Raw genomic sequence first — 10,364 nt, forward strand, 5'->3', positions numbered from 1 at the left:
CGGAGCCATGACCGCTACCGTCGCGCTGCTCGCCGCCCTGGACACCAAAGCGGACGACGCGGCCTTCCTCAAGGCCCGGCTCGAAGCGAACGGGCACCACGTGCTCGTCGCCGACATCGGAGTGCTCGGCTCGCCGGGCCTCCCGTCCGACGTGGACCGGAGCACGATTGCCGAAGCAGGCGGTGGGAGTCTCGCCGAGCTGCAGGCGCGGCGCGACCGGGCGGCGGCCGTCGCGACCATGGCGGCGGGCGCGGCGGCGGTGATCTCCGAACTGGTCGCCGACGGGCGGGTCCACGCGGTGCTCGCCCTCGGCGGCGGAGCAGGCACCAGCATCGGCAGCGCGGCCATGCGAGACCTGCCGCTGGGGCTGCCGAAACTGATCCTCACCACGGTGGCATCCGGCAACACCGCCGGGTACGTCGGCACTTCGGACCTCGTGCTGTTCCCCTCGATCGTCGACGTCGCCGGGGTCAACCGGGTCAGCGCGATCACGTACACCCGGGCGGCCGACGCACTGTCCGGCATGCTCGCCGGTTCCCGCAATCCCGACACATCCCGCCAGGATCGGCCACTGGTCGCGGCGACCATGTTCGGCGTCACCACTCCGTGTGTGCTGCGGGCCAAGGAAACCCTAGAAGCGGCGGGGTGCGAGGTACTGGTGTTCCACGCGACCGGAACCGGCGGCCGCACGATGGAACGCCTGGTGGCGCAAGGGTTTTTCGACGCGGTCCTCGATCTCACCACCACCGAATGGGCCGACGAGATCGTCGGCGGCATCCTGTCCGCCGGGCCGCACCGGCTGGAGGCGGCGGGCCGGGCGGGCGTGCCGCAGGTCGTGTCGCTCGGTGCCACCGACATGGTCAACTTCGGTCCCCCGGACACGGTTCCGGCCCGGTTCACCGGTCGCCGTTTTTACCAGCACAACGCGGAAAACACCCTCATGCGGGTCACCCCGGAGGAGGCCGAGCGGATCGGCGCTGCCATCGCGGGGAAGCTCAACGCGGCCCGCGACGTGACCGTCCTCGTCCCCCGGCGCGGCGTTTCCGCGCTCGACGCCGAAGGCCAGCCGTTCGCCGACCCGGCCGCGCGGGAAGCGCTCGTCACCGCCCTGCGCAAGGGTGTCGACGACCAGCGGGTCCGCATCGAAGAACTCGATCTGCACATCAACGACAACGCCTTCGCCGACACGGCGGCCGAGCGTGTCCTGTCCTGTCTTAAGGAGACTCGCCGATGAGCAACCAGCCGCTGCGAGTGGCGCTGGTCGGCCCCGGCCGCATCGCCATCGCCCACCTCGAAGCCATTGCCGCCGCCCGGGACGTCGCCGTCCTCGTCGCGGTGGCCGGGCTGCCCACCGAGAAAGACCGCACCGAGGAGCTCGCCGAACGGTACGGGGCCGAGCGCGCGGTGCACGACACCCAGGCGATCGTCGAGGCGACCGACATCGACGCGGTCGTGCTCACCGTCCCCAACCACGTCCATGCAAGCCTGGCCATGGCGCTGCTGGAGAGTGGCAAGCACGTGCTCGTGGAGAAGCCACTCGCCACCACTGTTGCCGACACCGACCTGATGATCGCGGCGAGCGAGAAGGCCGGTCGCGTCCTCATGGCCGCGCAGTGCCGCCGCTTCTTCCACGGTGCCCAGCTCGCGAAGCAGCGGATCGGCGAGCTCGGCGGTCCGGTCAGCCTCATCCACCTGCTCGGGGTGTACGCCGAACACGCGGCCACGGCGTGGTGGAAATCGGCGTCCGACGTGGGCGGGCTCGCGCTCGGGCTCAACGGCCCGCACGTCTTCGACACCATGCTGTGGCTCATCGGAGCCGCCCCCGTGCGCGTGTACGCGCGCACGCGCCGGCTGCGCGATCAGTGGGAGGGCGAGGACGAAGCTGTCGTGATCGTCGATTTCGCCGACGGCAGCCTCGGCACCGGATACCTCTCACTCAACGCCCGGCAACCCGTCAACGACCGCTGGATCACCGGTCCCCGCGGCACGATGCGGCTCACCGACGACCGCACCCTCCTGGTCGACGGCGAACTCGTCGCGCATGAAGCAGTCACCCCGTACATCGACGGCGACGTTTCGTTCGACCGGCAGTTCCGCGAGTTCGCCGACGCGATCGTCCAGCAGCGGCAGCCACAGGCGTCCGCGCGGGAAGTCCGCCCGGTCGCGGCCGTGCTCGAAGCCGCGCTCCGCTCCCATCGCACCGGCCTGCCGGTCGACCTCGACCTCCCCTAGGAAGTGAATCCGATGGCCCTCAACGACGCGGTGGCCACGCAGGCAACCGCATCCCGAAACCGGCCCGGTCTCGGCCGGGTCGTCACCGCCAGCGCGGCGGGGATGACCCTGGAGTCGTACGACTTCCTGGTCTACGGCTCGGCCGCGGCACTGGTGTTCAACAAGCTGTTCTTCCCGGCGCACGACCCGCTCGTCGGCACGATGCTGGCGTTCCTGAGTTACGCCTTGGGGTTCTTCGCCCGCCCGCTCGGCGGGATCGTGTTCGGGCACTTCGGCGACCGCATCGGCCGCAAGCCCCTGCTCATCGTCACGTTGCTGCTCATGGGTGGCGCGACGTTCGCGATCGGGCTGCTGCCCACGTACGCCAGCATCGGCGGGTGGGCGGCCATCGCGCTGTGCGCATTGCGCCTGATCCAGGGCTTCGCGCTCGGCGGGGAATGGGGCGGGGCGATGCTGCTGATCGCCGAACAGGTTCCGGCGCGGCGGCGCGGTCTGTGGACCTCCGTTGCCGAGGCCGGAGTCCCGCTGGGCAACCTCATCGCCACCGGCGCGCTCGCGATTCTCGCCGCCACCCTCGACGACGCCGCGTTCCTCTCCTGGGGCTGGCGGATTCCGTTCCTGGCCTCGGCCGTACTGCTGGGCGTCGGGTTCTGGGTACGGCAGAAGGTCGAGGACGCACCGCTCTTCCTGGCCACCCGTGCAACCGCCGAACCGGCCCGCGCTCCTGCCCTGCAAGTGCTGCGCCGGTTCCCGCGGCAGTTGCTGGTCTGCGGTGCCGCGCGGCTCACCGAAAACATCGTCTACTACGTGGTCACCGCCTTCGTGATCGTGTACGTGGTCGAGCACAACGGCGGCAGCAAATCCACCGTGCTGTCCGCACTGGTCGTGGCGAACGTGGCGCAGATCGTGGCCACGCCGTTCTTCGGCTGGCTGTCCGACCGGATCGGCCGCCGCCCGGTGCTCCTGATCGGCGCGGCCGGTACCGCAGCGTGGACGTTCGCCTTCTTCTGGTTGCTCGACACCCATAACGCAGGCCTGATCATGCTCGCCATGACCGGCGGTCTGGTCTTCCATTCCGCGCTCTACGGCCCACAGGCCGCGTTCTTCGCCGAACAATTCGACACCACGGTTCGGTGCAGCGGAATGTCGCTGGGCGCGCAGGTACCGACGCTCATCGGCGGGTCGATCGCACCCTTCATCGCCACCGCGCTGCTCGCCGCCTTCGGCTCGGGTACCGCGATTGCGCTGTACGTCCTGGCTGCCGCCCTCATCACGACCGTAGCGGTGCTGATCACCCGGGAGACGCGCACGCGCGATCTCGCCGAGCCCTTGCACGCCGCCTGAAAACCGCAGATACGCAGAGAGGAATCGACCATGACCGGACGACTCCGGGGTAAAGTCGCGCTCATTTCCGGTGCCGCCCGCGGCCAGGGACGGTCGCACGCGGTCCGGCTCGCCGAAGAAGGCGCCGATATCCTGGCCTTCGACCTCTGCCGTCAGCTCGACACGGTCGAGTACCCGATGGCCGAACCCGAAGACCTCGACGAAACCGCCAGGCAGGTCGAGAAAACGGGCCAGCGCATCATCGCCGTTGAAGCCGATGTCCGCGACAGTGCAGCAATTCGCGCGCTCGTCGAGGACGGGATGGAGAGGTTCGGACGGCTCGACGTGGTGTGTGCCAACGCCGCCGTCACCGGGTTCGTGCCCAACACCTGGTCCATCACCGACGAGCAGTGGGACACCATGATCGGGGTGAACCTCACCGGCGCGTTCACCACACTGCGGGCGGCGATCCCGGCGATGATCGAGGCCGGGAACGGCGGTGCGATCGTCATCACCAGCTCCAGCGCCACCCTCAAGGGCATGGTCAACCTCGGCCACTACTCCGCCGCGAAACACGGGGTGGTCGGGCTCATGACGACACTGTCCAACGAGCTCGCGCCGCACTTCATCCGGGTCAACACCGTGCACCCCACCGGGGTGAACACGCCGTTCATCAACAACGACCACATCCGCGGCTTCATCGAGGCCAACCCGAGCTGGGGCAGCAACATGGCCAATGCACTGCCGGTCGAGCAGATCGAACCGGTCGACGTGTCCAACGCCATCGTGTGGCTCGCGTCCGACGAGGCCCGCTACGTCACCGGGGTCACCCTGCCGGTCGACGCCGGATTCCGGCAGTGCTGACCGGCCGCTGACCGGCCGCACTCGATTCAACGACGAATTCCGAGGTTTCGGCATGAGAAAAACCCTGTTGTCCCTTGGCGCCGCGGCGCTGCTGACGGCCACGCTGGTGGCCTGCACGCAAAGCAGCGACGCCTCTTCCGGCGCCACCAGCTGCGACACGTCCGCCGAGGACGCCGCCATTGCCGCGTACGCCAAAGGCGGAGTGCTCGCAAAGGGCCCGTACGGCGAAACATCCGCCGACTACCGCGCCATTCAACTCACCGACGACGAGGTCGCGAAGGTGAAGGCGATGCACGCCACCGCCGCGATCGTGATGCACTTCTCCGGCGACAGCTGGAGCACCGCGCAGGTCACCGCCATCCGGTCTGAACTCGGGCGGCTGGGCGTCACCGTCGTCGCGCAGACCGATGCGCAGGCCGATCCGGCGAAGCAGTTCTCCGACATCGAAACCGCGCTCGCCGCCAAACCCAAGGTGCTGCTGTCGATCCCGTCGCTCGACCCGGTCGCGCTCGCGCCCGCGTACCGGAAGGCGGCCGACGCCGGAGTCAAGCTCGTGTTCATGGAGAACCCGGCGAAGGATTTCCAGCCAGGCAAGGACTACGTGTCCGTCGTGTCCACCGACAACTACGGTGCCGGGGTGCTCAGTGCGCACCAGCTGGCGAAGGCCATGTGCGGCAAAGGCGAGGCAGGCGTGCTCTTCCATGCCGCGCAGGCACCCACGAATGTGTTGCGGCAGAAGGGATTCACCGACACCATCGCCAAGGATTACCCCGGCATCAAGGTCGTGGGCAGCAAGGGCCTGCTCGGGCCGGACTGGAAGGGCGAGGGCAGTTCCGCCGTCAACGCGTGGCTCACGAAGAACCCGAACCTTGCCGGGGTCTGGTGCTGGTTCGATGCGCCGTGCGAAGGGGCGATCGACGCGGCTCGTTCGTCCGGGCACGGCTCCCTGAATGTCACCGACGTCGACCTCGGCACCAACGTCGCCATCGACATGGCGCAAGGCGTGTTCGTGAAAGGCATCGCCGCCGCGCAGCCGTACGAGCAGGGTATCGTGGAAGCCCGGCTGGCAGCGTATTCGTTGCTGGGCAAGGAAGCCCCGCCATTCGTCGAACTGCCTTCGCTGCCGGTCGACCGGAGCAATCTGCTGCAGTCGTGGCAGACCGTCTACCACGCGGGCGCGCCGAAGGACCTCACCGACGCACTGGGCAGCAAGTGATGGACACGCCTGCCGTCGAGATGAAGGCCGTGCGGAAATCGTTCGGCAAGGTCGAGGTGCTGCGGGGAGTCGACTTCGACCTCCGCCGGGGTGAGGTGCACGCGCTGCTCGGCGGCAACGGCGCAGGCAAGTCCACCTTGATGAAGATTCTCGGCGGCGTGCACCGGCCGGACGGCGGCACGGTCACGGTCGGCGGGGTTCCGGCGGACTTCCGCTCGCCCGCCGCGGCGAGTGCCGCCGGGATCGGCATGGTGTTCCAGGAGTTCAGCCTCGTGCCCACGCTCACCGTGGCGCAGAACGTCTTCCTCGGCCGCGAACCACGCCGGTTCGGGCTGATCGACGACACCGCGCTGAACCGGCGGACGGCCGAGATCCTCCACCGGATGGGCACCCGCCTCGACCCGCGCGCGCCGGTCGGTGAGCTGCCGGTCGGGCACTGGCAGCTCACCGAGATCGCCAAGGCGCTGAGCCTCGACGCCACCGTGCTGATCATGGACGAACCCACGGCGCGGTTGTCCCACAGCGAGATCGGGCCGCTGTTCGACCTCGTCCGGCGGCTGACCGGGCAGGGCGTGTCAGTGGTCTACATCAGCCACCGGATGGCGGAAATCGCGCAGATCGCCGACCGGATGAGCGTGCTGCGCGAGGGGCAGCGCGTGCTCTCCGGCGGGGTCACCGAGATCCCGCCGGAGCAGGTCGCCGAGGCGATCGTCGGCCGCGAGATCCACGGCGGGCTCGGCAGGCGGACGTGCGCGGTGCGGCCCGGCACCCGTCCGGTGCTGTCGGTCCGGAACCTCCGGGCCGGGAGCCGGGTCGCCGGGGTGTCGTTCGACGTTGCGCCGGGGGAGATCCTCGGCGTGGCCGGGCTGATCGGCAGCGGGCGGACCGAGCTCACCCGCTGCCTGTTCGGCATCGACCGGATCGAGGCCGGGGAAATTCAGCTCGGCGGGAAGCCGTACCGGCCGCGGGGCCCGGCCGAGGCGATCCGCGCCGGAATGCTGCTCGTGCCCGAAGACCGGCAGCTGGAAGGGCTGGTGCTCGACCACGCGGTGTACGACAACGCGCTGCTGCCCAGCCTGTCCCGGATCCGCCGTGGCCCGTTCCTCGGCGACCGGCGCGGTGCCGCGGTGTGCCAGTCGCTGATCTCGTCGCTCGGCATCCGCGGTGCCACGCGGACCACCCCGGTCCGGCACCTGTCCGGCGGGAACCAGCAGAAGGTGGTGCTGGCGAAATGGCTGGCGCTGAAGGAAAACGGCCTGGTCCCGAAGGTACTCGTGCTCGACGAGCCCACCGCGGGTATCGACATCGGCGCGAAGACCGAGATCCTGCGGCTCACCGCGGAGCTGGCCGCCGAGGGCACCGCCGTGGTCATCGTGTCCTCGGAGCTGGAGGAACTGCTGGCGGTCGCCGACCGGGTGGTGGTGCTGCGGTCCGGCGCCGTCCACGCCGACCTCGCCCGCGACGACATCGAGGACGAGGAATCCCTGCAACTCGTGATCCAAGGAGCGTAGCCCGATGAGCAGCGACCCTGGCGCGCCCGCGACCCTGCCGGCGCGCACCCGCCCGGAACCGCCCGAACCCGTGCCACCCGCCCCGCGGCGGCTCCGGCTCGACTGGCGCGACGGCGCGATCTACCTCGGCTTCGCCGTGGTGTTCCTGCTGTTCGCGATCCTGCTGGGAGACAGCGGTTTCCTCACCGCGGGCAACCTGCTGAACATCGTCCGGCAGACCGCGATCATCGCGGTGATGGCGGTCGCGGGCACGTTCGTGATCGCGGCCGCGCAGATCGACCTGTCGGTCGGCTCGGTGGCCGGGCTGTCCAGTGTGGTCACCGCGCTCACGATCTCGGCGACCGGCAGCGGCCCACTGGGGGTGCTGGCCGGGCTCGGCGTCGGGCTGGCGGCCGGGGTCGTCACCGGTGCGCTGGTGGCGTACGCGCGCATCCCGTCGTTCCTGGTGACGCTCGCAATGCTGGGCATCGCCTCCGGGGTCGCGCAATGGATTTCGAACTTCCAGCCGGTACCGATCCTGGACCGGCAGTTCACGCTGCTCTTCGGCTCCGGCGATTTCGGGCCGGTGCCTTCCCTGCTGGTATGGGCAGCGGTGTTCGTCGCGGCCGGTGCGCTCGTGATGCGCAAGACGCGGTACGGCCGCCAGGTCGTCGCGACCGGGGGCAACCCGATCGCGGCGCGGTTCAGCGGGGTCCGGGTCAAGCGGATCACGTTCACCGTGCTCGTGGTGTCCGCGGTGGTCGCGAGCATCGCGGGGATGTTGTACGCCGGGCGGCTGCAGTCCGGCCGGTTCCAGTGGGGCACCGGCGACGAGCTGTCCGTGATCGCCGCGGTGGTGCTGGGTGGCACCAGCCTTTTCGGCGGCAACGGGCGGGTGCTCGGGTCGGTGGTCGGCGCGGTGTTCGTCGGCCTGGTCAACAACGGCCTCATCCTCGCCGGGCTCGACACCAGCCAGCAGACCATCATCCAGGGGATCATCATCGTCATCGCGGTGGCCCTGGCCAGGAAGAAATGACCGAGAAAAGGAGTACGTCCGTGCAGGTACCGCACGAGAACGAGCTGTTCGTGGGCGGCCGGTGGGTCGCACCGTCCACTTCGGACCGGGCGGAGGTCGTCTCCCCGGCGACCGGGGCCGTGGTGCGCACGCTCCCCCGGCCCGCGGTGGCCGACGCCGAGGCCGCGGTGGCCGCCGCCCGTGCCGCGTTCCCTGGCTGGAGCGCGCTCGCGCCGGAAGAGCGGCTCGAGTACGTTTCCCGGTTCTGCGCCGCGCTCGACGCCCGCGCCGACGACATCAACGCCGCGTGGGCAGTCGAGGCCGGGATGCCGCTGCGTGACGGCCGCGCGCTCACGTCGGCGGCGTCCGAGATGTGGAACCACGCGCTGGAGACGGCGAAAACGCTGGAGTACAGCGAAATCCGCGAGACCTTCCAGGGTCCGGTGGAAATCCGCCGCGAGCCGCAAGGGCCGACAGTCGCCATCGTCGCGTTCAACGGGCCGCACATGCAGACTGCGCTCGCGATCGTGCCGGGATTGATCGTCGGCAATCCCTTCATCCTGAAGCTGCCGCCGCTCAACCGGATGCTGGGCTACTTCCTGGCCGACGCGGCCGCCGAGGCCGGGTTCCCGGACGGAGTGTTCAGCGTGCTGGCCGGGGACGCCGACGTCAGCCAGCACCTCGTCGAGCACCCCGACGTCGCGGCCGTGCACTTCACCGGCGGCAACGAGGTCGGGTCCGCGATCATGCGGTCGTGCGCGGACCGGATTGCACACGTCACGCTGGAACTCGGCGGCAAATCCGCCGCCATCGTGGCCGCGGACGCCGATCTGGACGTCGCGGTACCCGCGTTGGTCGACGGGCTCGCCCAGTACAGCGGGCAGATCTGCGTGGCGATGACGCGCATCCTGGTCGACCGGCGCATCCACGACGAGCTGGTACAGCGGCTGGTGGCGGGATTCGCCGCGCTGACGATCGGCGACCCGGCCGAACCGGACACGCAGTGGGGCCCGCTGGCCGGGGAAACGTTCCGCGACCGGGCCGAGGGGTACATCGAGCGGGCCGTCGCGGCCGGTGCGACGGTGGCGTACGGCGGATCCCGGCCCGCCGGATTCGACGAGGGCTGGTACCTCGAACCGACGCTGCTCACCGGTGTCACCAACGATATGGAGGTGGCTCAGAACGAGATCTTCGGCCCGGTCTTCTGCGTGATCCCGTTCGACGACCTCGACGAAGCCGTCGCACTGGCCAACGACTCGCGTTACGGCCTCGCGGGCTCCGTGTTCACCCGCGACACGGACACCGCGCGCTCGATCGCGCGGCAAGTACGCACCGGCGTGTTCGCGGTCAATGCCACGTTCCCGCGACTCACCGGACCGTTCGGCGGAATGAAACAGTCCGGCTTCGGCCGCGAAGGCGGGGTCGAAGGGTTCTGGGAGCTCACCACCACGAAGTGCATCGCGTTGTAACCACAACGGGGGCACCAGCAGCCAGCTGGCGCCCCCGTTACAACGACCAGCCACCATCCGCGGTGAGGACCGTGCCGGTGCAGAACGTCGCGTCTTCCGAAAGGAAAACCGCCGCCTTCGCGATTTCGTCCACTGTGCCGAAGCGACCCAGCAGCGTCGCGGAGGCGATGCGCTGCCGGGAACGTTCGGGGATCTCCGCCGTCATGTCCGTTTCCACGAAGCCTGGCGCGAGGACGTTCACCCGCACATCGTTACGCGCCAGCTCCTTGGCGAGCGAACGCGCAAACCCGATCATCGCGGCCTTCACGCTCCCGTAAGCCGTGTCACCGGCGAAACCCTGGATGCCGACCACCGACCCCACCAGCACGATGCTCGGCCGGTCGCCCTCGACGAGGGCCGGGATTGCCGCCCGCGTCACCGCGGCCATGCCTTTGAGGTTGGTTTCCACCACCCGCCACCATTCGGCGGGATCGAGGGTGTCGAGGCGGCCGCCGTTCCACACGGCTGCGTTCAGTACGAGCGAGTCCAGCCGTCCCCAATGGTCCACGACCTCCGCGACGGGATTGCTCTCCGCAGCCAGATCGAACCGCACCGGCAGCACCTGCCCGCGGAATTCGGCCCCGAGCGCCTCGACGCCCGCGCGGCCACTCCGGTACCCAGCCGCGACCTGCACTCCTCGCGAGAGCAGCCCGCGGGCGATCCCGGCCCCGATCCCGCGGGAGGCGCCGGTGACAAGTGCGGTTCGAGTTTCCATG

General features: G+C 69.6%; 9 protein-coding genes. 8 read left to right on the forward strand and 1 reads right to left on the reverse strand.

Going from position 1 to position 10,364, the window contains the following annotated elements:
- Positions 1 to 7 precede the first annotated feature (7 nt).
- Genes OO71_RS16870 through OO71_RS16905 form a run of 8 tightly spaced genes read left to right on the forward strand, consistent with a single transcriptional unit; the run spans position 8 to position 9,609 of the window.
- Complete coding sequence (locus OO71_RS16870) at positions 8 to 1,234, forward strand: Tm-1-like ATP-binding domain-containing protein (RefSeq protein WP_033290692.1); 1,227 nt, start codon at positions 8 to 10, stop codon at positions 1,232 to 1,234.
- Positions 1,231 to 2,232, forward strand: coding sequence for a Gfo/Idh/MocA family protein (locus tag OO71_RS16875; RefSeq protein ID WP_033290693.1), 1,002 nt, complete (start codon positions 1,231 to 1,233; stop codon positions 2,230 to 2,232). The genes OO71_RS16870 and OO71_RS16875 overlap by 4 nt, the downstream gene beginning before the upstream one ends.
- Before the next feature lie 12 nt (positions 2,233 to 2,244).
- Positions 2,245 to 3,576 (forward strand): MFS transporter, encoded by a 1,332-nt coding sequence (locus tag OO71_RS16880; RefSeq protein WP_033290694.1) that lies wholly within the window; start codon positions 2,245 to 2,247, stop codon positions 3,574 to 3,576.
- A gap of 30 nt (positions 3,577 to 3,606) precedes the next feature.
- Entirely contained in the window at positions 3,607 to 4,419 is an 813-nt protein-coding gene (locus OO71_RS16885) for a mycofactocin-coupled SDR family oxidoreductase (RefSeq protein WP_033290695.1), read from the forward strand.
- A gap of 52 nt (positions 4,420 to 4,471) precedes the next feature.
- A complete protein-coding gene (locus tag OO71_RS16890; RefSeq protein WP_033290696.1) occupies positions 4,472 to 5,635 on the forward strand; it encodes a substrate-binding domain-containing protein in 1,164 nt (387 codons plus the stop codon).
- Positions 5,635 to 7,146 carry a sugar ABC transporter ATP-binding protein gene (locus OO71_RS16895; protein ID WP_033290697.1) on the forward strand — a complete coding sequence of 504 codons (1,512 nt, stop codon included), beginning with the start codon at positions 5,635 to 5,637 and terminating at the stop codon, positions 7,144 to 7,146. The genes OO71_RS16890 and OO71_RS16895 overlap by 1 nt, the downstream gene beginning before the upstream one ends.
- A 4-nt stretch (positions 7,147 to 7,150) precedes the next feature.
- On the forward strand, positions 7,151 to 8,161 hold the full coding sequence (locus tag OO71_RS16900) for an ABC transporter permease (RefSeq protein WP_051791632.1): 1,011 nt from the start codon (positions 7,151 to 7,153) through the stop codon (positions 8,159 to 8,161).
- On the forward strand, positions 8,158 to 9,609 hold the full coding sequence (locus tag OO71_RS16905) for an aldehyde dehydrogenase family protein (protein ID WP_033290698.1): 1,452 nt from the start codon (positions 8,158 to 8,160) through the stop codon (positions 9,607 to 9,609). The genes OO71_RS16900 and OO71_RS16905 overlap by 4 nt, the downstream gene beginning before the upstream one ends.
- Positions 9,610 to 9,646: 37 nt before the next feature.
- Here OO71_RS16905 and OO71_RS16910 read toward each other — a convergent pair whose 3' ends face one another.
- Positions 9,647 to 10,363 carry an SDR family NAD(P)-dependent oxidoreductase gene (locus tag OO71_RS16910; protein ID WP_033290699.1) on the reverse strand — a complete coding sequence of 239 codons (717 nt, stop codon included), beginning with the start codon at positions 10,361 to 10,363 and terminating at the stop codon, positions 9,647 to 9,649.
- Position 10,364: the final 1 nt, after the last annotated feature.

The sequence above is a fragment of the Amycolatopsis jejuensis genome (assembly GCF_000717335.1).
GTDB classification, from domain to species: domain Bacteria; phylum Actinomycetota; class Actinomycetes; order Mycobacteriales; family Pseudonocardiaceae; genus Amycolatopsis; species Amycolatopsis jejuensis.